The sequence below is a fragment of the Arthrobacter sp. MYb221 genome (assembly GCF_002979835.1).
In the GTDB taxonomy this organism is placed as follows: domain Bacteria; phylum Actinomycetota; class Actinomycetes; order Actinomycetales; family Micrococcaceae; genus Glutamicibacter.
The window spans coordinates 54,996-76,781 of record NZ_PCPW01000010.1 but is presented as its reverse complement, the minus strand read 5'-3'; the positions used below and the strand labels follow the sequence as shown (position 1 = coordinate 76,781).

Below are 21,786 nucleotides of genomic sequence, written 5' to 3'. Positions count from 1 at the left end.
CTACTGGTTACTTACCTGCCAGCGAGATGCCGTGCTCTTCGGTCAGGTCCTTGTACTTGGCTGCCAGTTCATTCCATTCGGTGACAACCTCTTCGCCCGAAATCTCGTGAGGGGTGAGCATGTTCTGCTCGTTGAAGCTCTTGTAGCTATCGGTGCCCACCGCGTCCTTGATCGAGGCCACGAGCGTATCCTTGGCCTCATCGTCCAGGCCCTTAGGCGCTGCGATGGCGCGGTACTGGGATACGGGAACTTCATAGCCTGATTCGATGGCGGTCGGAACATCCGGCAGGAACTCATTGCGTTCCTTGGAGAAGATCACAATCGGGGTCACGGTACCCGCATCGATCTGCGGCTTGGCTTCGCCCAGCTGAATCGTGGAGATCTGCACCTGGTTGCCCATAACGGCGGTCAACGCCGGGGAACCCGAGTCGAAGGGAACGGTGGTTCCCGCGATATCAGCCTGCGCCAAGAGCAGCGCCTGGGCCAGCTGCGAACCGGTGCCAACACCGGTGGTGCCGAAGGAAAGCTTCTCGTCACTGTTCTTAATGTCCTCTAGGCTCTTCACACCCGAGTCGGTGCTGGCGACCATCACGTAGTCGTCTTGGGATAGACCCATGAGCACATCCAAGTCGTCGAGGGAGACGGCTTCTTCTTCCGAAACCGCCAACGGTGTGATGGTGATCAGCGACGCGTTGAGCAGGATCAGGTTCTGGCCATCGGCTTCCAAGGCCGCTACTTCCTGAGTAGCCAAGGCGCCGTTGGCACCGGGCTTATTCACCACGGGCATGGAAACGCCCAGGGATTCGGCCATGCCTTCCGCAGCAGCGCGGGAAATCAGGTCGGTGGAACCGCCGGGAGCCTGGCCCACCGTGAGCGTTACCGGACCGCTCGGGAATTCGCCGGAGGCCGTGCTGTCGCCGACATTGCCGCCACAGGCGGTCAGCGCGAGGGCCGCGCCGGCGGCGGAAAGCGAGAGGAGGGTGCGTCGAGTCATGCGATTTTTCACGGGAAGATCTCCTATGGTTTCGAGTGTATGAGTCCGATTAATGCTGGCCTCGTGAGGCAGCTCACCAATCAGGTCTCCGGTACAGCCTAGAAAATAGATATGATGCATGTCCAAGGTCAACTATGCATGGAATGATTCCCGAAAGGTATCAAGTGTTCACTCTGGATCAGGCCCGCAGCTTTGTTGCGGTAGCAGAAGAGCTGCATTTCGGACGGGCGGCCGAACGTCTGAATATGACGCAACCTCCGCTGAGCCGGCAAATTCAAAAGCTGGAAAGGTCGGTAGGGGTTGAACTGCTCGAACGAGATAACCGCCGCGTTTCATTGACCGCGGCCGGCCACGCATTCCTCACCGATGCCCGGCGGCTGGTGGTTGCCGCCGAACGGGCCCCGGATAACGCGCGGCGTATTGCCGCGGGCCAGCTCGGTGAACTTCGAATCGGGTTCACCGCCGCGTCGGGCTTTAGCCTCTTAGGTCCGCTGCTGGCCGAAATCACCGAACAAATGCCAGAGGTCCATCTCGATCTCGTGGAGATGGTGACCAGCGAGCAGGTAGGCGCACTGCTCGACGGGGATTTGGATCTGGGACTCGCCCGGCCGCCCTTTGACGAAAAGCTCTTCGAATCCACCTTGCTGTTTTCCGAGGGGCTCTTTGTCGCGGTGCCCACTGGGCACCGGCTTGACCTGCTGCAGCGAGAACTCATTTTTGATGATCTGCGCGAAGAACCATTGATCATGCACTCGTCGACCAAGGCGCGCTACTTCTACGATCTGGTGATCCGCCGGCTCGATGTGGAGCACAAGAACGTGCGCCATACCGTCAGCCAGATCCTCACCATGATTGCCTTGGTGTCCGCCGGACGCGGTATCGCGATTGTTCCGGAAAGCGCCAAGCTGCTGGGCGTGCACGGGGTCAGCTACCTGCGACTTGGCGACGTCACCGACGATCCCGTGCAATTGCACGCCATCTGGAGCAAGACCTCCCGCAATCCGGCGCTTGGACGCCTGGTGGACATAGTGCGCGGCTCGCTGCATGGTTAATGATGCTCGTAGGGTATCAAACAATATAAATATGGGCTTGGACAGGCATCACACTAGCTCCATACGCTGGGGACAACGGATTCAATCCACCCACCTTCCGTCGATTCATCTTGCGACGGATCAAGAAAAGGACCATCCCCATGGCTCAGTACACTCCCGCCGAACTCGCCGACAAGCTCAAAGACGGGCTGCTCTCCTTCCCGGTCACCGCGTTCGATGCTGACCTCGAAATCGACGAGGCAACCTACCGCCGCCACCTGGACTGGCAGTCGAGCTTCGACGTCGCGGGCCTGTTCGCAGCCGGCGGCACCGGCGAAGGCTTTGCGCTGACCTCAGAAGAAGCAGCAAGAGTTGTGCGCATGGCCGTGGAAGAAGCCGGCTCACGAGTTCCGGTGCTCGCTTCGGCCGGCGGTTCCACCAAGCAGGCCATCCAGAACGCCCAGGACGCCGAAGCCGCTGGCGCCGAGGGGTTGCTGCTGCTGCCTCCATACCTGACCGAGTGCGACCAGGAAGGCCTGTACCAGCATGTCTCCTCGATCTGCTCCGCAACCAAGACCGGCGTGATCGTGTACAACCGCGCCAACGCCGTCTACTCGGCGGACACGGTGGCTCGACTGGCAGAAAACCACGAGAACTTCATTGGCTTCAAGGACGCCAACGGCGACATTGAGCACCTGACCAAGGTCTACGCCAAGAACGGCGATCGCTTGTTCTACCTCGGCGGCCTGCCCACTGCCGAGACCTTTGCGCTGCCACTGCTGCAGCTGGGCATGAGCACCTACTCCTCGGCCATGTACAACTTCGTCCCGGAATTCGCCCTGGACTTCTACAAGGACGTACGCGCTCAGGATCGCGTGGCAGTCAACGAAAAGCTCAACCGATTCGTATTGCCGTACCTGGATATCCGCGACCGCGTCAAGGGCTACGGTGTCTCCATTGTCAAGGGCGGGTTGAAGGCCATCGGCCGCGACTCGGGTTCGGTACGCCCACCGCTGCAGAACCTGACCGAGCAGGACCTTGCGGATCTGAGCGCACTGATCCAGCAGGCAGGCATTGTGCCCGCCGGGGCCATCCACTAAGCCAAGCCGCGTTCATCACCGGCAAACAAATACGTCGAATCAGGAGTAATAATGACTATCAATACTCAGAACTTGACCGGGCAATCAATCCTTGCGGGTATAACTACCGCCGGAAACGGCCGCGCAGTACACGGCTACAACCCTGCCACCAATGAACCGCTGGAGCCGGCATACTCGCTGATCGATCTGGACCAGCTGAAGATCGCCACGGCGGCGGCGGCCGGGGCTTTCGAATCCTTCCGTTCGCTGGAACCCGCGAAGCACGCGGATTTCCTGGATGCGATTGCCGAGAACATCGAAGCCGTGGGTGCCGAGCTGGTAGCACGGGCCATGGCGGAAACCGGGCTTCCCGAGGCGCGCCTGACCGGCGAGCGCGGTCGCACCACCGGGCAACTGCGGCTGTTCGCAAAGGTTGTCCGCCAAGGCGACCAACACGGGGTCCGCGTAGATCCGGCGCTTCCGGAACGCGCCCCGCTCCCGCGCGTTGACATTCGCCAGCGCAAGATCGCTGTAGGACCGGTTGCGGTCTTCGGCGCCTCCAACTTCCCGCTGGCATTCTCCACCGCTGGCGGAGACACCGCATCGGCGCTGGCCGCTGGTTGCCCGGTTGTTTTCAAGGCACACAACGCCCACCCGGGGACCAGCGAGATTGTCGGTCAGGCAATCAGCAAAGCTGTTGCGGACTTTGGCCTGCACCCGGGCGTCTTCTCGCTGGTTTATGGTCCGGGCGCGACCATCGGCCAGGCCCTCGTAGCGGATCCAGTGATCAAGGCAGTTGGATTTACCGGTTCGCGTTCGGGCGGCACGGCACTAATGGCTACCGCGGCCGCACGTCCAGAGCCAATTCCGGTCTACGCCGAGATGAGCTCCATCAACCCAGTGATCTTCTTTGACGGTGCGCTGTCCGAAGATCCAGCCGCGCAGGCAAAAGCCTACCTGGGTTCTGTCACCGGTTCCTCGGGTCAGCTGTGCACCGCACCGGGATTGGTCTTCGTGCCTACCGGCACTGGCGGTGACGCATTTGCGCAAGCCATCAGCGGCCAGGCTCCGAATACCGCGGGGCAGACAATGCTGACCGAAGGAATCTACAACTCCTGGATGCAGGGTGTCGAGGCCTTAGGCGACCAGCCGGGCGTCGAGCTGTTGGGTCGCGGTACCGAAGGAGCCGGTCAGAATGCACCGGCTCCTGCCATCTACTCCTCCTCGGTAGAACAGCTGCTGGAAAATCCGGTGCTTCAGGATGAAATCTTTGGTGCCGCTTCGCTAGTGATTCGCTACGATTCTGCTGCCGAACTGGTCACCGCGCTGTCAAAGTTGGAAGGCCAGCTCACCGCGACCTTGCAGCTCACCGATGCGGACCACGAAACCGCTGCCGCGGTACTCCCGACCTTGGAAACCAAGGTTGGCCGTATCCTGGTCAACGGCTGGCCAACGGGCGTTGAGGTGGGCCACGCCATGGTGCACGGCGGGCCGTTCCCGGCCACCTCGGATCCGCAGACCACCTCGGTAGGCACGCTGGCTATCGAACGTTTCTTGCGCCCCATTGCCTACCAGAACTTCCCCAACGCGCTGCTGCCACGGCCGATCGCCAAGGACAACCCTTGGAATCTGACCCGACGCATCGATGGCGCACTGACAACCACCGGAGAGTAATCGATGAGCAGCCAGCCAACTATCGCCTCGATTCAGGTCATTCCCGTCGCCGGACACGATTCGATGCTGTTGAATCTCTCCGGTGCCCATGGCCCCTTCTTTACCCGAAATATCGCCATCGTCACCGATTCCGAGGGTCGCACCGGCCTGGGTGAGGTGCCCGGGGGCGAAGCGATCCGTTCGACCATCGAAGAGGCCGGTACGCTGCTCACCGGCGCTCCCATCGCGACATACCGTACGCTGCTGCGCCGGGTCGCGTCCCGCTTCGCGGACCGGGATTCCGGCGGACGCGGGACGCAGACCTTCGATCTGCGCACCACGGTGCACGCGGTGACAGCCATCGAATCCGCCTTGCTGGATCTCCATGGCCAGTTCCTCGGCGTGCCGGTGGCCGAGTTGCTCGGCGATGGGCAGCAGCGCGACGCGGTGCCAATGCTCGGCTACCTGTTCTACGTGGGCAACCCGGATCGGACCGACCTTCCGTACCTGCGCGAATCGCAGGGTGCGGATGACTGGGAGCGCGTGCGCCGCGAAGAGGCCATGACTCCCGAAGGCATTGTCCGCTTGGCCGAGGCGGCCCAGCAGCGCTACGGCTTCAAGGACTTCAAGCTGAAGGGCGGAGTCCAGGACGGCGACGCCGAGGTGGACGCCGTCATCGCACTGAAGGACCGTTTCCCCGAGGCTCGAATCACCCTTGATCCCAATGGCGGATGGTTGTTGGAGGACGCGATCCGGTTGGGCAAGCGCATGGCCGGGGTGGTGGCCTACGCCGAGGATCCCTGCGGCCCGGAGGGACGCTTCTCGGGCCGCGAGGTGATGAGCGAGTTCCGCCGGGCCACCGGGCTGCAGACCGCCACGAACATGATCGCCACCGACTGGCGGGAAATGTCTCACGCGGTGCGCACCAACGCGGTGGATATTCCGCTGGCCGACCCGCATTTCTGGACGATGTCCGGTTCGGTGCGTGTTGCCCAGCTCTGCGACGAATTCGGATTGACTTGGGGGTCGCATTCCAATAACCACTTCGATGTCTCGTTGGCCATGTTCACCCAGGTAGGTGCGGCCGCACCGGGCGAGATCACTGCCCTGGATACGCACTGGATTTGGCAGGACGGCCAGGGACTCACCGAGGATCCGCTGCTGATTCGAGATGGGGAAATCAAGGTTCCGCAGCGCTCCGGTTTGGGCGTCACGCTCAACATGGACCGCGTGCAGGAAGCTCACGAGCTGTACCTCGAGCAGGGGCTGGGTTCACGTGACGATGCGGTGACCATGCAATATCTGATCCCCGGCTGGACCTTCGATTCGAAGAAGCCTTGCCTGGTTCGCTAGCGGGCAGCAGTAGAATCTGAATAATGCGCCGTGGACGGTGAGGATAGCTTTCAGCGTTATCCTCACCGTCCATAGCTGCGAATAACCGCAGACTTGGCAGCACCAATTTTTGGGCGAGGAAGGCAACATGCAAGGAGTTTTGCAAGGATTTGCCGTTGTCCTGATACTCATCGGCATTGGCCTGCTGACCTCGATAGCATTGCCGCGAAAACGGGTGGCAATTACCCAGGGGCTGACCCCACTCATCTTCTACATCACCAACCCCGCGCTGATGTTCACCCTGCTGGCAAGCACGGACCTGCATGCGGTTATCGGAGTATTCACCCCGATAGCATTGATCACCGCCGTGTTAACCGGGGCGCTGTATGCCTTGGTAGCGAAGCTGGTTTTCAAGACTCCGGCCCATCGGCTGCCCGCCGCGGCCATGTCCACAAGTTACGTCAACGCCGGAAATATCGGGGTGCCGCTGGCCCTCTACGCGGTAGGGAGCACCAACCCTGTGGTCTCGGTGCTCATTGCGCAGCTGCTGATCATTGCACCGGTCTACCTGTGCATGTTTGCGATGGTCTCCCGCGCTCGGCGCGGGGACACAGGCAATATGCCGCTTGCGAAGACGATCCTCAAGTCCATCGCCAATCCGGTCACCATCGCAACCTTGCTCGGCGCGGTCTTCTCGTTCTTTGGCTTGCGGCTGCCCGAAGTCATTCACGCTCCAGTGCAAATGCTCGGCGATGCGTCGATTCCCCTCTTGCTGATGGCCTTCGGCATGGCGTTGTACGGCCAGCGCCCGCTGTCCGATAAAGACCTGCGAGGCGAGATCTATCTGGCGACCGCGTTCAAGGTGCTTTTCATGCCGGTGTTCGCCTGGCTCGTGGCCCGATTCGTCTTCGGCTTAGCAGGAATCGAGCTTCTCGGCGTGGTGATCATGGCGGCGCTGCCCACCGCGCAAAACGTCCTGCTATTCTCCCAGCAGTTCAAGCTGCCCGTTGCTGTGCCGCGAGAAGTGGTGCTGACCAGTACCTTGCTCACCATACCTGTGGTCCTGCTGGCAACATTCTTGTTGGGTTAGGCAGGAACCGAACCGGGAATGGAAGCGGCGGCCAAGCCTTGCTCGTTCCAGCGGTCCAGCGCCGCTAGTTTGCGCAGCCGCAGCTACCTGGCGATGGCTCCATGGGAGGGGATGACCGCACCTTCAACACTTTCCAAAGATTCAAGAAATACTTCCCTGAGCCGTTTGGCTGCCGGGTTGGCCGACGATTCTTCCCACGCCAAGAAAATGTCCGAATGGTTCAGCCCCTGCAATCCGTCGGGGCCAACCAGTTCTTCAAACACCACTCCGGTCGGTGCAAAGTCCATGGCGCTTGCCGGTACGAGCGACACACCCAATCCGACTCCCACCAGAGCCATTAGCGCTGGGATCTGGCTAGCGATCTGGCTAATCCTTGGCTTGGCATTGACCGAGTCAAACAATCGGAGCACCAAGTCGTAGAAGTAGCGCGCCTCATTGGTTGAATACATCATCAGCGGCAGCCCCACGAGTTCCTTGATGAGCACTCCCTTCCCGGTGACCAGATAGTGTCCTTCCGGAAGCGCGACAACCAGCCGGTCCTTTTTGATCAGGCAAGTTTCCACTCCGGCACGGTTCACTACCGGTCGCAGCAACCCAATATCGATGGTCCCCTTGCTCAACGCGTCAAGCTGGTCGACGGAGACAGCCTCGCGCAGCACCATGGTCACGTCCGGTAATTGTTGTGCGGCTCTGGCCAGGAATTCTGGGAGCACCGATTGCCCGGCCACGGAGGTATACCCGACAACCACCGTCCCCGATTCCCCCGAGGACACACGGGACACTTCGAGGCTGGTCTTTCGGCTCATATCCAAAAGGCGTCGCGCATTAGGCAACAGCACCTCACCGGCGGCCGTGAGCGCAACGTTGCGCGAGCTGCGAATGAATAGTTTTGCCTGGAGCTCGCGTTCAAGCAATTGGATCTGCCGGCTCAATGGCGGTTGCGTCATATTCAAACGTTCAGCTGCGGCGCCGAAGTGAAGTTCTTCGGCGACAGCGACAAAGGACTCAAGCTGAATCAGCGTGAACATCAATGCACCTCTTGAATCGTTGATTGCATAATTTAGCTTGGACAGGTATCGATCCGTGCTCTTAGTGTGAGTCTAAACGCCAACGAAAACCGGAGCACCAATATGTCGCACATACCTTCCCTCGGCAGCCTCGCATCTCTGACCGCTCACACTTCAAGACCGCCGGTGCGCATTTCCGACATTCAAGTCACCCCGGTGGCATTCGCAGACCCTCCGCTCTTGAACTCAGTAGGAGTCCACGAACCATTCGCCCTTCGTGCCATCGTGGTGGTTCGTACGGAAGGCGGGCATTATGGTCTGGGCGAAACGTATGGGGATGCAGTCCATGTGAGCAGGCTGCGGCGAGCCGCAGCCAGCCTGATCGGCGCAGACGCTTTTAATACCAATAGAATTTCGTCTTTGGTCTCGCAATCCTTGTTGGACGATAACGGCGTTGGTGGTCATGGGACCGGAGGCATGGTCACCACCACGTCGCTCGATGACCGCGTACTCTCTGCTTTCGACGTTGCCTGTCTGGATATTCAGGGCAAGATCCTCGGGGTGCCGGTCAGCACCCTGCTCGGTGGTGCAGTACGGGATGAGGTCGAGTTCAGCGGATACTTGTTTTACAAGTGGGCGGCGCACCCCGGATTTGACGATGATTCGTGGGGCGAAGCACTCGACCCTGCCGGAATAGTCGCCCAGGCTCGCAGAATGGTTCACGATTGCGGATTCAAAGCACTCAAGCTAAAGGGCGGGGTGTTCCCACCCGATCAGGAAGCCGAGGCGATCCTTGCCCTACGCCAAAGGTTCCCGGACATTGCCTTGCGCATCGATCCAAATGGCGTGTGGACCGTGGAAACTGCCATTCGCATAGGACAACGGTTAGCGCCCGTTCTTGAATACCTTGAGGACCCCTGCCTCTCGATTGCCGATAACGCACAGGTGCGGGCAGCCATCGATCTGCCCGTCGCCACGAACATGTGCGTGGTGTCGTTCAATGACCTGCCTCCCGCTATCGAAGCCGGAGCGGTTGACGTTGTGCTTTCCGACCATCATTTCTGGGGAGGGCTGAACCGTTCCCGGCTTCTGGCCGGGATTGCCGAAACCTTTGATCTTCGCCTATCAATGCACTCGAATTCCCACTTGGGCATTAGCTTCGCGGCGATGATCCAACTCGCCGCCGCTACCAAAAACATTGACTATGCTTGCGACACTCATTGGCCTTGGAAACGGACTGACGATGACTTGATAGTTCCAGGCGTATTGGCAATATCAGACGGGGCAGTCAAGGTTCCGACATCTCCAGGTCTGGGCGTAGAACTGGACGAGGTAGCCCTAGAACGCATGCATCAGCAGTATCTGGACTGCGGAATGACCAAGCGTGATGATACTTCGTACATGCAAGGCATCGATCCCACGTACGAGCTTAAGAGCCCTCGTTGGTAACGCCGCTGCGCGTAGTGGTCACAGATCCTATCGTGTCCCGCCTTGCACCTTTGTTCAAGGAGCTTGGCCCCGAGCACGATTGGGAATTCGTCGCCCACCTGTCCCCTGCCGAGCAATCCAAACATGTTTCCATGTCCGATGTGCTGGTCTGCTCTAAGTTGAACTCGGAAGACGCTGCGCAATGCCCGGCGCGGCTGGTTCATGTCACCGGTGCGGGCACGGATCGAGTCGCGTTGGCCAGCTTGCCTAGTTCAACGCTAGTTGCGCGCACCGCGCACCATGAGCGTTCGATTGCCGAACACGTATTGATGGTGATTCTGGCCCACCAGCGGCGGCTCTTCTCCGCGGCCGAAGAGCTGCGTCAAGGAAGCTGGAGGTCGGTTTCCACCGCTCAGGCTGTTCCGCTGCACCGTACTTTCAGGGATTTGACCATCGGTTTCATTGGACTGGGTGGCATCGGTGAGCAAGCCTTGGAATTCACCACCGCCTTAGGTGCCAGCGCGATAGCCGTGCGAAGAACACCACTTGGCGATAGGCATCCAAATCCACAGCTGAGGTGGGTGAAAGGTCTAGGCGCCTTGCCCGAGCTTCTACGTGACAGCGACGTAGTGGTCCTCGGATTGCCGCTAACCGATGAAACCCGCGGCCTCATCGGCGAAAAAGAACTAACGCACATGCGTGATGATGCCTTGCTGGTCAACGTTTCGCGCGGGGAGATCGTTAATGCTTCGGCGCTCTACGCGGCACTGGCCGACGGAACAATCGGAGGCGCAGCCTTGGACGTGTGGTGGGGTGCTCCCTATGGTTCCCAAGCACCCGCGGAGGTTCGAAGGTTCGCCGCCTTGCCGAACGTCATCGCTACCCCGCACTACTCGGGGCACGCTGTGGAAACCTTCGAAAAGCGCGTTCGGGAAATCACCAGCAACATCAACGCATTTGCCGGCGAGCTTCCGCTGAGCAACAAAGTCGAAATCTCGCCGAACCGACGTAGGCAACGGAAAGGAGGACCGGTAACGACTTCTTCTTTGCGATCTTCATCGAAAGCATCACTCCAAGCTACGAAGCTCAACGCCTTACCCCTAGCCAGCACTTTCCTGCTGACCAGCGCGGAGCCACTTCGCCGCTGGCCGGAAAACTAACGACGGCTTTTGGCATTCCGCTGCCCTTGAACCGACCGGTGCGTTCGCTCTGCAAGCAGACGGCGTCCAACGCGATGTCTCCCTCGCGTTCAAAGGACTACGCTATGTCGTTCTCGACCCGATGATGATCGCCTGCTATGCAGTTGGCATCGGTTCGTCCGCAACCACGGTTCGCTTGGACTCCGTCACCGTGACCGTTGCTGTGCTGCTGACGGGCACGCAGCGGACCGCCCAGCTCAGGCGGCATTACGTTCCTAGTTGCACAAATGAAATTAATTCCTGGCTCGTGTGCCTGATGAGGTCGCGGCAGCCGCTCTTCGGGCCAATGCTGAGGCTAATCCCCCAATAGTGGCGACCATCGCTGGAACCGAGACTGCTCGCGGCGTAGGCGGGGTTTCAGATCTATAATCTGCCGTTACGTAATTTCAAAAGCTTCTTCCTTGCGCGAATCGTTTTGGAGTCCGGGACGTTGCGAGCAGCCTCCTGCCTCGCCGTACGCGGTCGATTCGCAACACCCAGAGCACACGAGCGAGCCCAGGCAAGCCCGCATGAATGCCGGCTTGCCTGGGCTCCGCTTTTCTAGTCCGAGAGCTTCGGGGAGTTGATCCCGGAATGCTTGCCTGCGACATATGGCCTTTGCTTGAGCATCCACCGGACAATCAGCGCGATGGCTATCAGCAGCACCGCCAGCATGATTGTGCCGGCATTCAGCCCCAGCCCGTGAATGAACAGGAAGGAAAGTGTGCCGCCGGCCAAGCAGTAGTAGATCGTGACGAGGATCGTCTTGCGCAGCAAATCACCTTCGCGTCCTAGCAATCCAACAGTCGCCGAGGCGGCCACGATGTTATGGATGGAAATCGGATTTCCACCAGCTCCACCGACGGCCTGTGCCGCCACAATGGATTCCGGAGGAACGCCGATCTGCGCCCCGGTGGAAAATTGGAACTGCGAGAAGGTCAGGTTCGAAATCGTATTGGAGCCTGCCACGAACGCTCCCAACGCGCCGATCCACGGCGCGATGAGCGGCCAGAAGCCCCCGGAAATCGCCGCGGCGCCCTCGGCCAACGTCACCGGAATGCTGGAGAGTCCCGAATTGTTCAGTTCCGGTCCCGATTGGATCAGGATGCGCACCAGCGGAACGGCGAAGAGCAGTGCAACGGCGGTGCCAAAGAGCTGCCCGGCCGACACCTTGAAAGCTCGTGCAATTTGGGCGCCGTTCATCTTATGCAAGACGAACGCAAAGACGGAAGCGAGGATAAGCACGAAGCCGGGAAGGTAGAACGGTTGGATACTGGTGCTGATTCCGGTGCCGAGAATGTCCGCTACTGGAATCGCCAGTCCCGTCAGGAATGCTTTAAGGTCCGGGATCACTCGTGTCGCGACCAAAAGAGTGCCCATCAGAATATAGGGCGCCCAGGCACGGAGCACACCCATGCGCCCGGTAAGGTCAACGGCCTTGGCCGATTCGAGGGAGCCCATCCAACGCTCGGACCAAGTCTCTTTGGGCCCGAAGTCGAAGACTTCCTTGGGCATCAGGAATCCACGGCTGGAGGTAAACATGACCAGTGCCAGGCCGATCAGCCCACCGAATAGCGAGGGGAATTCAGGACCGAGGAAGCGGGCGGTAAGTACAGAAGGAACCGTCATGGCCAGGGATGCGTAGATGGCGAAGGGGCATACGGCCAGACCATCACGGAAGCGGCGCTCCGGACCGAAGAATCCGGTGAGCATGCAGACCATAATTAACGGAATGAGCAAGCCTACGATGGCGTGGATTATTGCGACTTGCAGTCCGATTGAACCCACGAATTCCGGCATGGTCACGCCCAGCACGCTGATACGTTCTGCCACTGCAGGATCGCCACCGAGCCCCTGCTGGACGCCAATCAGGATCGGGGTGCCCACCGCACCGAAACTCACCGGCGTGCTCTGGATGATCAAGCCCACCATCACCGCGGCCATAGCCGGGAAGCCCAAGGCCAGCAGCAACGGCGCGACAACGGCGGCAGGAGTACCGAAGCCCGAGGCCCCTTCGATGAAGCTGCCAAACAGCCAGCCGATGATCACCGCTTGGACGCGGCGGTCTGGAGAAATGTTGTTGAAGCCGGCCCTGATGGTGGACATTGCGCCACCAACGGTAAGCGTCGCGAGCAACAGCAAAGCGCCGAACACGATGTACAGCATGGTTGCCGCGACGATGAGCCCTTCAATCGAGGCTGCAAGCACACCGCTGAAGTCCATTTTCCAGACGAATAGTGCCACCAGCACCGCAACGACATATCCGACCGGCATCGCGAATTTCGCGGGCCAGCGGAAGCCTGCGAGCAACACTCCAACCACTAATATCGGCGCCAGCGCGAGCAACGCGAGCACAGCTAAGTTGTCCATATTTCTGATCCTCTCTGACCATACTTCCGCAGACTTCCAATCTGCGTCCAGGCAGCTTCACTTTGTGCGAGAAACCAATCACCTTATGGTCAGACCACTATGGTCTGACCATAAGAGCATAACCTATTCTCACATAAATTGTGAGGGTAGTCACGCAATGAATCTTGCCATAGCTCCCGAGAGAACCTCGCGAAGCAGGATTAATGGAGTCCTGACGTCAGCAGATAATCTGCGGGCCCCAAGCTCCGTCCCTTAATGTTCAGCGGCAATTGGCCTCGATACTTCCAGCCGAATGGGCCTACCCTCGCGAAAGTGGCGCACAATCCCCTGGTGGCACCGCTCTGCCCTGGAACCAATAACGATCCCGCGGCCCCAGGGGGGCGCGGGATCGTTATTGTGCTTCTTGGGATCTTGCGGAACTTCAGGTCAGCGTCCAGGATCGCTTGGACAGTCCGTACCAGAAGCCGTCGATTGCAGTCTTCGCGTCGATACCGCCAGAGGCGTAGGCGGCACCAAGGGATACGTACAGCGGCGCCCAGTGCTCGGAGCGCGGATGGGCCTCGCGGGCCGCCGGAGCCTTGTGCATGAAATCAAGGATGGAGTCCACATCGCCGCGCGCCATCGCCTCTTCGGCCCAGTGGTCAAATTCGTTCGAAGCCGCCGGCGGAGCGGAATCGGCCCCCGCGGCAGGATTGAACCAACGCAGATTGTGGGTGGTGAAACCCGACCCGACGATCAGCGTTCCGCGTTCGCGCAACGGGGCCAGCGATTTGCCGAGTTCGAACAGGCCAGCCGGATCCAGGGTCGGCATCGACATTTGCACCACCGGAACGTCGGCATCCGGAAACATTTCCTTCAATGGCACATAGGCGCCATGATCGAGCCCGCGAGTCTCATCGCGCTCCACGTGGTGACCATGCGTTGCGGTCAGCCGCTCAACCTCGGCTGCTAGCTCTGGAGCCATAGGCGCGTCATAGCGTACGTCATAGTACTTCTGCGGAAAGCCCCAGAAGTCATAGACGAGTTCGTTTTTCTGCTGCGTGGCACTCAGCATCACCGGCGCATTTTCCCAGTGCGCGGAGATCATCAGAATGTCCTTGGGTTTATCGATGGCACCTGACCAGTCAGCTAGTTCACTGGTCCATCGGGCGTCATCGGCCAATGGCGGTGCACCATGGCTAAGGAAGAGGACTGGAGGGAGTTCTGCTGGCTGCGTCATGAGACAAGGATACACTCAAGTTCATTGAAGCTTCAAGTAATTTACGTTGTTATCCATGGCACCACCCCACCGTGAAATGCATCCTGCGCCCGGTGCATGCAACCGCGCCATGGTCCTATTTGCGAGCTAAAAGTCGATGACCGGGCCGGAGATACCTAGAATGGTAACCATGCACGATGAAAAGCTGCTTTCCGAGGTGGAAAAAGAGTTCACCACCACTCTGCTTCGCGCCCGCCAGACAATCCGCGAACGCGCCAAAGCGATCCATCCGGAGCTGCAGGCACCGGGCTACCGGATTCTGTCCTTCTTGATTCACCACGATGCACAGCAGCAAGGTGTCCTCGCCGAACACCTCGAACTGGACAAGGCCACCATTTCTCGGATGGTCAAGCAGCTTGAGACCATGGGGCTCATTACGCGTACTTCGGATCCAAACGATGGCCGAGCCCAGCTGGTTTCGGTCACCGGAAAAGCGCGCGAGGCTTGGAAGGTCAGCGGGAATACCCTGCGCGAGCGGCTACACCGCCGCTTGTCCGAATGGGACGAGACGGATGTGCGTCGTTTCGCCGACCTGCTGCACCGTATGAATGAGGAAATCGAAGATCCCCAATAATCCCGGTTATTCGAGAAGCGCCAGGAAATCCTCGGTATTCAGGGATGCAGCCGCCGCCATTTGGTCCGAATCCCCCAGCACATCGTTGAAGAGCTGGGTCTTCCTTGCCTGCAAAGCCAGGACCTTGTCTTCGATGGTGTCCTTCGCAACCAACCGGTACACATACACCGGCTTATCCTGACCGATGCGGTGCGCCCTGTCGATAGCCTGGGCTTCGGCCGCGGGATTCCACCACGGATCCAGCAAAATGCAGTAGTCCGCTGCGGTGAGGTTAATGCCGAACCCTCCGGACTTGAGCGAAATGAAGAAGACCGGGAATTTGCCGAGCCCAAAATCATCGATTAGCTCTCGGCGCTTTGCCCCGCTGGTGCTTCCGTCCAGATAGCCGGTTTCAAAGCCAAGGTGCAGGGCAACACCGCGCGCCTTGGACAAGAACGAGGTGAACTGGCTAAAAACCAAGATCTTATGGCCTTCGGCCACCGCATCTTCCAGCAGCGAATGCAGCAGTTCAAGTTTCGCGCTTGGTCCGGTCCCTTCATCGACAAGCGAGGGATCCAAGGCAAGCTGGCGAAGCAAGGTCAGCGACTGCAATATCTTGAACCGGTTGGAATCCACGTCTTGCACCAGACCCAGCACCTCTTGGCGAACACGCTGGAAGCGCCGGTCGTAGGCTTTGCGGTGCGTCGGTTCCAGGTCCACGTAAATGACCTGTTCGGTCTTCGCCGGAAGGTCCTTGGCCACCTGCTCCTTGGTCCTGCGCAGGACAAAGGGACGCAACCTGCTCTTCAGCCGTTGCATTCGCGAGCCATCCCCCGAAGCGATGGGCTTGGAATAGTTGTCCTTGAAGGCCTTGAGCCCACCGAGCAGGCCGGGGGCGGCTAACGAAGTCAGCGCCCAGAGTTCCAAGAGGTTGTTTTCCACCGGAGTGCCGGTGACCACGAACTTGCACGGCACTTGAATCTGGCGAACCTGCTTATATCCCTTGGAAGCGTGGTTCTTGACCATTTGCGCTTCGTCCAGAATCAACACCGAGAAGCCCATCGCTTCAAAGTGCTCGAAATCCAGACGGAAAATTGCGTAGCTGGTGATCACCAGCTGTGCATCGCCGATTGCCTCTGCCACGCTAGAACGGCGCTTGGTGCTTGTCTCGCCCAGCGCCGTGGCGCGAAGCTGCGGCGTGAATTTGGCCGCCTCGCTCGCCCAGTTGCCTACCACCGAGGTAGGCGCGACCACCAGATATTTGGCGTCCGGATCCTCGTGACGGGCTTTGTCCAGTGCGGCGAGCAACTGAACCGTCTTGCCCAGTCCCATATCGTCCGCGAGCACACCACCCAACTGATGGCGGCGCAAAAAGTCCAACCAGTTGAGCCCTTGCTGCTGATAGTCGCGCAAGGTGGCGGTAAAGGTTTCGGTGACCTGAACCGGTTCCGGACCATCCATCCCGGTCAGCTTCGCCATCGCGGTGAGCCACTCATTTTCCTGAGCTTCGATAATGCCCAGCGCTACCAGCTCTTGCCACCAGTCAATGCTCAACCGGTGCATTCGCACTCCCGAGGATGTGCTTTGCGCCAGTTCACCGGCTTCCGCAATGAGCTGGCGCAAGATATGGAACTCCTCGCCGTCGATGGGAACCACCCGCGCGTCTTCCAGCACCAGGTAGTCATCCCCGGCGCTGAGCGCGCTGAACAGCTCGACGAAGGGAATGTCCTGGTCGGCGAGCTTGATATCGACGTCTAGGTCGAACCAATCAGTGCTCGATTCGCCGGCCCCGATGCGTACCACAGCTTGCCCCTCGGCGACTCGATAGTCAGGCACTGCGGTCTGCTCATCGACGTGCACATCGGGGTGTTCACGCAGCAATGGCAAGGTATCAAGCACAAAATCGATGCTCGCGCTAGTGTCCAGGCTCAGTGGCGCGAAGCTTCCCGTGTTCATCTGCACCAAGGGGTGCTCGGACCCGACCTTGTCGAGGATGCTGCGGACGATCAGCCGTTCGGTCTTCCGCTGGCGCACCCCCGCATCGGCATACTGCCAGGAGAACTCTCCGGTCAGTTCGTTGCGCGAATGCCGCAGTTCAAGCCGCAGCATTGGCCGCGCCGGTTCCGGTACGTCAAAGCTTCCATCGGTACTGCTCAGCGGCGCAACGAGACGCACCCGGGACAAGAACGATTGGTTGAATTCGGCTATCTGATCCGCCGGAATTTCCAACGGACCATTGCGGATAAGATCTATGAGCTCGTTGGTAATCGCCGGTTCGAAGCAGGCAAGATGCAAGGAGCCGCCCTTATCCGGTGCCCCGTCAGAGAACACGGCCGCGGCCGGTGGCCTGCCCAGCGCGATCATGGATTTCGGGAATCCCTCTGGAGCCGAAATCTTGGGATCCAGGGTGAGCCCGGCGGGACCTTCCGTAAAATCAACAAAACCCGTGGCAGGCGCTTGCGGGAAGTTGATGGGTTCCTTCGTCTTTGCGGCCACGATCGCGACACCCGAATCGCGGATGTTCTTCAGGCAGTGCGCCAGCTCTTCACCCGGCAGGGCGTTGAGGGTTACCCAATCGTTGCCCCAATGATTGTAATAGTAGGCTTCGCCCTGTCGCAGCGTCAGCCCGTGCAACTCCATCATTGCCTTGCGTTGCGTCTCATCGAAACGCTTGTCATTTTGCAGATTCGACCATGAGACGCCGCTTTGCACCCAGGGCGAGCGGCTTCCCGGTTGGGCCGGGCGCACTTTGATGTCATAGGACTCAGCATGCCGATATCGTTCATGAACCACCGAGACCAGCATGCCCAGTTCGACGATATCGGCCTCGGGTTCCGCCACGGGCAAGAGTGCTTGCAAGGATCGCTGCCAGTGCGGAATCGGCCGCGGACTCGACCCGTCGTGGGCGTCGAGGCTGGAGTCATCGTTGACCGTCAGTTCCTCATCCGGGTTACGCGTTAGGTACAGACCCAGCGCGGCGATGTGCTTGCATGGTCCCGCTGGTTCTTTGGCCGAGCAGTTAAAAGCATAGTGGACTTTTCCATTATTCAGTTCCAGCTGGATGAACGCATCGGCGTCGGCCACGTCGGCGTGGACACGACTCATCCCGCCGGTCTGCACCCAGCGGTACGGGTTCACCTCGCCCGACGAATGGATGAGGCTGCCCTCCATCATCGTTCGGGCAGCGAAGTAACGGTTCAGCTCGGGAAAAGACAGCGTATATTCCATGTCCACCATTCGTTGCGGCTCAGGTCCGAGGGAAGCGGTACCTCAAGTCTATTTGCTTGCCCGACAAAATTCTTCGTGCCTAGGCCAGCTGATGCATAGCCGAGTTCCGCAGGGCTTTATGTCGTGCCAATCATTCTTACCTCGACAAGCCAGAGAACTTATCAAAAAGTGCATGCCTGCGCTGGAGACTAGTAACCCCGGTAGCTTTCCCACTTGCGGGCTAGCTACCGGGGTATTCCTTGTGCCTTAGCGTGTCTGCGAATAGAACCAGGTGATGTGCTCTTCCAGCAGCTGCGCTGCACGTTCGCGCTGGTTGGTGGCGAAAGCGTGGTGAATGGCCTTGTGCTGTCGGCGGAGCACCCGCACGATCGGCTGCCAGGACTCATCATCGGGAATTGATTCGGAGACGTACTGGCTAATCGAGTTTCGCAAAGATTCCATCATGGTTTCCACCACCGAGTTACCCGCCATGGAGGCCAGCAACACGTGGAATTCGGCATCGATCCGGTGGAATGCGTCGCGGGAAAGCTGCGGGTCATCCATGCGCATGATCAGCACCGCGGTGCGGTCAATGACCTGTTGGGCATGCGCCTGATTTCGCGGATTCATCTGGGCAGCCCAGGTTTCCATCAAGATTCGGGATTCAACTATTTCGCGAACGTTGATGCCCTTCGCTGCCAAGTGCATGCGCAGAGCTTGGGAAATACCCGCGGACGGGTTCGAGATGATAACCGCGCCGGAGTTCGGGCCGGAACCCGTCGAGGTTCTGACCAGGCCCAGCACATCCAGAACGCGGATGGCATCGCGAACCGATGCTCTGGAAATCTGATGCTGCTCCGCGAGCGCACGCTCGCCGGGGAGCTGGTCCCCAATGGCGAGTTTTCCGGAACGGAGGTCTGCCTCGATTGACTCAAGGACGACTTGATACGCACGCGGGGCTGGAGTAATAGACATCAGAAGACCATTTTAGCCTTGAACTAGATTACGGAAGCATCCACGACAAAATCGGCGTGGACTGGAGGTAAACCAGGGTACACAGTACCAGCAGCATGCCTACGGACCAGCCGGCAACCTTCTTGAGAATCACCGATTCCTGGCCTTCCATCTTCACCGCGGTGGCGGCAATTGCCAGGTTCTGCGGGGAGATGAGCTTGCCGACCACGCCACCGGAGGTGTTCGCTGCAACCAGCAGGGTTGGGTCGATGCCAGCGTTGACGCCGGCGGTCTGCTGCAGCTTGGCGAACAGTGCGTTGGCGGAGGTATCCGAACCGGTCACGGCGGTACCGATCCAGCCCAGGATTGGGGAAAGGAAAGCGAAGGCGCCACCGGCACCGGCGAGCCAGGTGCCCACGGTGATGGTCTGACCGGACAGGTTCATCACATAGGCCAGGCCCAGCACCGAGAGGATCGTCAGCGCCGCATAACGCATGTTGTAGATAGTCTTGCCAACTTCTGCCATGCCTTCGCCGAAGGTCATGGCGTACTTGCCGTTGCCGGTGTTGCGCGAGTAGACGAATGCAACGATCACACCGGTGATCAAGAGCAGGGTGCCCGGGGAGGACAGCCAGGAGAAATTGTAGATAGTGGAGGGTACGGCCTCGCCCGCTGCATCGACCACGCTGCCATGCAGTCCTGGCCAGCCGAACTTGATATCGGTGCTGGCCAGCCACGCGGGAATGTCAACGCCCAGCTTCCACAGTTTGGCAATACCGAAGATCACGATCACCAGCAGGTACGGGAACAAGGCCATCCAGGTGTTGTTGGCGTGCAGCTTCTTGTTGTGCTCCACCGGCTCGGCAGCAGCCTCCGCGGTCAGCACTCGCGCACGCGCTTCGTCGGCACCCTTTGGAGTCCAGAAGCGAAGCAGAATCACTGCGGCGGCCAGGCCAACGAGCGAGGCCACGATATCGGTCAGCTCGTAGGAGAAGTAGGTCGAGCAGAGCCACTGGGCCACACCGAAGGAAATGCCGATGGTCAGGGTCGCCGGAAGGGTCTGGCGCATACCGCGCCAGCCGTCGATAACCAGCACCAGAATCGACGGAACAAAGAGCGCCAGCAGGGGTGACTGGTGGCCCACAACCGCACCGATCTCGGTGGCCGGGATTCCGGTCAGGGCACCGGCGGTGGTGATCGGGATGGCCACTGCGCCGAAGGCAACCGGGGCGGTGTTGGCGATCAGGACGGCGCAAGCCGCACGCAAAGGAGCCAGACCCAGAGCCAGCAGCATGGTTGCGGTAATTGCCACCGGTGCGCCGAAACCTGCCAGCGCTTCGAGCAGGCCACCGAAGCAGAAGGCGATCAGCACGGCCTGGATACGCACGTCGCCACCACCGATCACGTCAAAGACGCGGCGCAGATCCTCGAAGCGTCCGGACTTCACCGTCACCTGGTAGAGGAAGATGGCCATCACCACGATCCAGACGATCGGGAAGGCGCCGAAGACCATGCCCATCACCCCGGAGTTCAATGCCATGCCAACTGGCATATGCCAACCGAAGATCGCGATGATGATGGCCACTGCCAGCGAGCCAAGGCCGGCTATATGCGCTTTGGTCTTGATTACTGCCAGCAAAACAAAGAAGGTGAGAAGAGGGATCAAGGCAACAAGTGCAGAGATCGCTACACTTCCCGCAACTGGATCTGTGGAGGGTGTAAACACGGTGTGGGCGTCCTTACTCGAAGTTGGTCTGACCATACGTGGTCCGACCACCTAGATTACAAGGTGAGTACGATCACAACAAATCTTGACTTATCCAAAGATGAACACATAGTATGGTCAGACCACACTTTGAAAGAGTTATTTACTATGCGGATTGCTCTCTTTGCCACATGCATCGTGGATGCCATGTACCCCGAAACCGCCAAGTCGACCGTCAAAATCCTGGAACGCTTGGGCCATGAAGTCATTTTCCCCAAGGCCCAGGCCTGCTGTGGGCAAATGCACATCAACTCCGGATACATGCCTGAAGCCCTGCCCGTGGTCGAAAACCACATTAATGCCTTTGACACCGACGACTACGACGTCGCGGTAGCTCCCTCGGGCTCCTGCGTTGCCTCTGTTAAGCACCAGCACCCGTATCTGGCAGAGCGGCTCGGCAAGCCCGAGTTAAAGGAACGTGCGATTGCCGTCGGCAAGCGCACCTACGAACTTTCACAGCTCCTGGTTGACGTGCTCGGCGTGAGCAATGCCGCCGACCAGCTGGGCAGCTATTTCCCGGATACCATCACCTATCACCCTTCTTGCCACGGCAAGCGCTCGCTGGGGCTTGGCGACCGCCAGCTGGACCTGCTGAAAACCGTGGGAGGCATTACCGTCGAGGAGCTTCCCGAGGCGGATCAGTGCTGCGGATTCGGCGGCACCTTCTCGTTGAAGAACGCCGACGTTTCCACGGCCATGCTCGAAGACAAGATGAAGAACATCTGCTCCACCGGTGCTTCGGCCTGCGCCGGGGGCGATGCCTCCTGCCTGATGCACATCGGAGGCGGCCTCTCACGCACCGGGGCTAAACCAAAGACCCTGCACCTGGCCGATATTCTGGCCAGCACCATGGAAGAGACGGTGACACTGTGACTCAGGTATTCCTC

The 21,786-nt window shown here is 59.6% G+C and carries 16 protein-coding genes; 9 read left to right on the top strand and 7 right to left on the bottom strand.

Translation table 11 applies throughout. From position 1 onward, the window contains the following. Positions 1-7: 7 nt before the first annotated feature. Positions 8-1,006, bottom strand: coding sequence for a tripartite tricarboxylate transporter substrate binding protein (locus tag CQ015_RS12915; protein WP_258133508.1), 999 nt, complete (start codon positions 1,004-1,006; stop codon positions 8-10). Positions 1,007-1,158: 152 nt separating this feature from the next. Between CQ015_RS12915 and CQ015_RS12910 the strand changes: the two genes are divergently transcribed. The 5 genes from CQ015_RS12910 to CQ015_RS12890 all read left to right on the top strand — a co-directional run bounded on the left by CQ015_RS12910 (position 1,159) and on the right by CQ015_RS12890 (position 7,179). After that, positions 1,159-2,046 carry a LysR family transcriptional regulator gene (locus CQ015_RS12910; protein WP_105650283.1) on the top strand — a complete coding sequence of 296 codons (888 nt, stop codon included), beginning with the start codon at positions 1,159-1,161 and terminating at the stop codon, positions 2,044-2,046. Between the two features lie 140 nt (positions 2,047-2,186). Continuing rightward, positions 2,187-3,125, top strand: a complete 939-nt coding sequence (kdgD, locus tag CQ015_RS12905) for a 5-dehydro-4-deoxyglucarate dehydratase (RefSeq protein ID WP_105552877.1) — start codon at positions 2,187-2,189, stop codon at positions 3,123-3,125. Positions 3,126-3,176: 51 nt separating this feature from the next. Further along, complete coding sequence (locus CQ015_RS12900) at positions 3,177-4,778, top strand: aldehyde dehydrogenase (NADP(+)) (protein WP_105650282.1); 1,602 nt, start codon at positions 3,177-3,179, stop codon at positions 4,776-4,778. A 3-nt stretch (positions 4,779-4,781) separates the two neighbouring features. Beyond that, on the top strand, positions 4,782-6,110 hold the full coding sequence (locus CQ015_RS12895) for an enolase C-terminal domain-like protein (protein ID WP_105650281.1): 1,329 nt from the start codon (positions 4,782-4,784) through the stop codon (positions 6,108-6,110). 127 nt (positions 6,111-6,237) lie between these two features. Continuing rightward, positions 6,238-7,179 (top strand): AEC family transporter, encoded by a 942-nt coding sequence (locus tag CQ015_RS12890; protein ID WP_105650280.1) that lies wholly within the window; start codon positions 6,238-6,240, stop codon positions 7,177-7,179. An 83-nt stretch (positions 7,180-7,262) separates the two neighbouring features. On the opposite strand, the gene CQ015_RS12885 is transcribed toward CQ015_RS12890, so the two are convergent. After that, a complete protein-coding gene (locus tag CQ015_RS12885; RefSeq protein WP_105569612.1) occupies positions 7,263-8,207 on the bottom strand; it encodes a LysR family transcriptional regulator in 945 nt (314 codons plus the stop codon). A 219-nt stretch (positions 8,208-8,426) separates the two neighbouring features. Between CQ015_RS12885 and CQ015_RS12880 the strand changes: the two genes are divergently transcribed. Both CQ015_RS12880 and CQ015_RS12875 read left to right on the top strand, forming a co-directional pair. Beyond that, the gene (locus CQ015_RS12880; protein ID WP_258138490.1) at positions 8,427-9,635 is read left to right on the top strand and encodes an enolase C-terminal domain-like protein; all 1,209 of its coding nucleotides are present in this window, start codon (positions 8,427-8,429) and stop codon (positions 9,633-9,635) included. A 32-nt stretch (positions 9,636-9,667) separates the two neighbouring features. Then, the gene (locus CQ015_RS12875) at positions 9,668-10,774 is read left to right on the top strand and encodes an NAD(P)-dependent oxidoreductase (protein WP_146114058.1); all 1,107 of its coding nucleotides are present in this window, start codon (positions 9,668-9,670) and stop codon (positions 10,772-10,774) included. Positions 10,775-11,353: 579 nt separating this feature from the next. On the opposite strand, the gene CQ015_RS12865 is transcribed toward CQ015_RS12875, so the two are convergent. Then, entirely contained in the window at positions 11,354-13,162 is a 1,809-nt protein-coding gene (locus CQ015_RS12865; protein WP_105650276.1) for an L-lactate permease, read from the bottom strand. A gap of 421 nt (positions 13,163-13,583) precedes the next feature. Next, a complete protein-coding gene (locus CQ015_RS12860; RefSeq protein ID WP_105650275.1) occupies positions 13,584-14,381 on the bottom strand; it encodes a dioxygenase in 798 nt (265 codons plus the stop codon). 169 nt (positions 14,382-14,550) lie between these two features. Between CQ015_RS12860 and CQ015_RS12855 the strand changes: the two genes are divergently transcribed. Next, positions 14,551-14,994, top strand: a complete 444-nt coding sequence (locus CQ015_RS12855) for a MarR family winged helix-turn-helix transcriptional regulator (RefSeq protein ID WP_181148396.1) — start codon at positions 14,551-14,553, stop codon at positions 14,992-14,994. A gap of 6 nt (positions 14,995-15,000) precedes the next feature. Here the strand turns inward: CQ015_RS12855 and CQ015_RS12850 are convergent, their stop codons facing one another. The 3 genes from CQ015_RS12850 to CQ015_RS12840 all read right to left on the bottom strand — a co-directional run bounded on the left by CQ015_RS12850 (position 15,001) and on the right by CQ015_RS12840 (position 20,896). Beyond that, entirely contained in the window at positions 15,001-18,201 is a 3,201-nt protein-coding gene (locus tag CQ015_RS12850; RefSeq protein WP_181150420.1) for a DEAD/DEAH box helicase, read from the bottom strand. 246 nt (positions 18,202-18,447) lie between these two features. After that, the gene (locus tag CQ015_RS12845; protein ID WP_105650273.1) at positions 18,448-19,155 is read right to left on the bottom strand and encodes a FadR/GntR family transcriptional regulator; all 708 of its coding nucleotides are present in this window, start codon (positions 19,153-19,155) and stop codon (positions 18,448-18,450) included. A gap of 28 nt (positions 19,156-19,183) precedes the next feature. Next, a complete protein-coding gene (locus tag CQ015_RS12840; RefSeq protein ID WP_105650272.1) occupies positions 19,184-20,896 on the bottom strand; it encodes an L-lactate permease in 1,713 nt (570 codons plus the stop codon). A gap of 111 nt (positions 20,897-21,007) precedes the next feature. On the opposite strand from CQ015_RS12840, the gene CQ015_RS12835 reads away from it, so the two are divergent. Beyond that, entirely contained in the window at positions 21,008-21,772 is a 765-nt protein-coding gene (locus CQ015_RS12835; RefSeq protein ID WP_105552864.1) for a (Fe-S)-binding protein, read from the top strand. Positions 21,773-21,786 lie beyond the last annotated feature (14 nt).

What these genes read in the sequence shown, in the direction of transcription:
- CQ015_RS12845 (WP_105650273.1), bottom strand. Translation starts at nt 19,155, where the DNA reads ATGTCTATTACTCCAGCCCCGCGTGCGTATCAAGTCGTCCTTGAGTCA.
- CQ015_RS12835 (WP_105552864.1), top strand. Translation starts at nt 21,008, where the DNA reads ATGCGGATTGCTCTCTTTGCCACATGCATCGTGGATGCCATGTACCCC.
- CQ015_RS12890 (WP_105650280.1), top strand. Translation starts at nt 6,238, where the DNA reads ATGCAAGGAGTTTTGCAAGGATTTGCCGTTGTCCTGATACTCATCGGC.
- CQ015_RS12885 (WP_105569612.1), bottom strand. Translation starts at nt 8,207, where the DNA reads ATGTTCACGCTGATTCAGCTTGAGTCCTTTGTCGCTGTCGCCGAAGAA.
- kdgD (WP_105552877.1), top strand. Translation starts at nt 2,187, where the DNA reads ATGGCTCAGTACACTCCCGCCGAACTCGCCGACAAGCTCAAAGACGGG.
- CQ015_RS12865 (WP_105650276.1), bottom strand. Translation starts at nt 13,162, where the DNA reads ATGGACAACTTAGCTGTGCTCGCGTTGCTCGCGCTGGCGCCGATATTA.
- CQ015_RS12850 (WP_181150420.1), bottom strand. Translation starts at nt 18,201, where the DNA reads ATGGAATATACGCTGTCTTTTCCCGAGCTGAACCGTTACTTCGCTGCC.
- CQ015_RS12855 (WP_181148396.1), top strand. Translation starts at nt 14,551, where the DNA reads ATGCACGATGAAAAGCTGCTTTCCGAGGTGGAAAAAGAGTTCACCACC.
- CQ015_RS12900 (WP_105650282.1), top strand. Translation starts at nt 3,177, where the DNA reads ATGACTATCAATACTCAGAACTTGACCGGGCAATCAATCCTTGCGGGT.
- CQ015_RS12895 (WP_105650281.1), top strand. Translation starts at nt 4,782, where the DNA reads ATGAGCAGCCAGCCAACTATCGCCTCGATTCAGGTCATTCCCGTCGCC.
- CQ015_RS12860 (WP_105650275.1), bottom strand. Translation starts at nt 14,381, where the DNA reads ATGACGCAGCCAGCAGAACTCCCTCCAGTCCTCTTCCTTAGCCATGGT.
- CQ015_RS12840 (WP_105650272.1), bottom strand. Translation starts at nt 20,896, where the DNA reads ATGGTCAGACCAACTTCGAGTAAGGACGCCCACACCGTGTTTACACCC.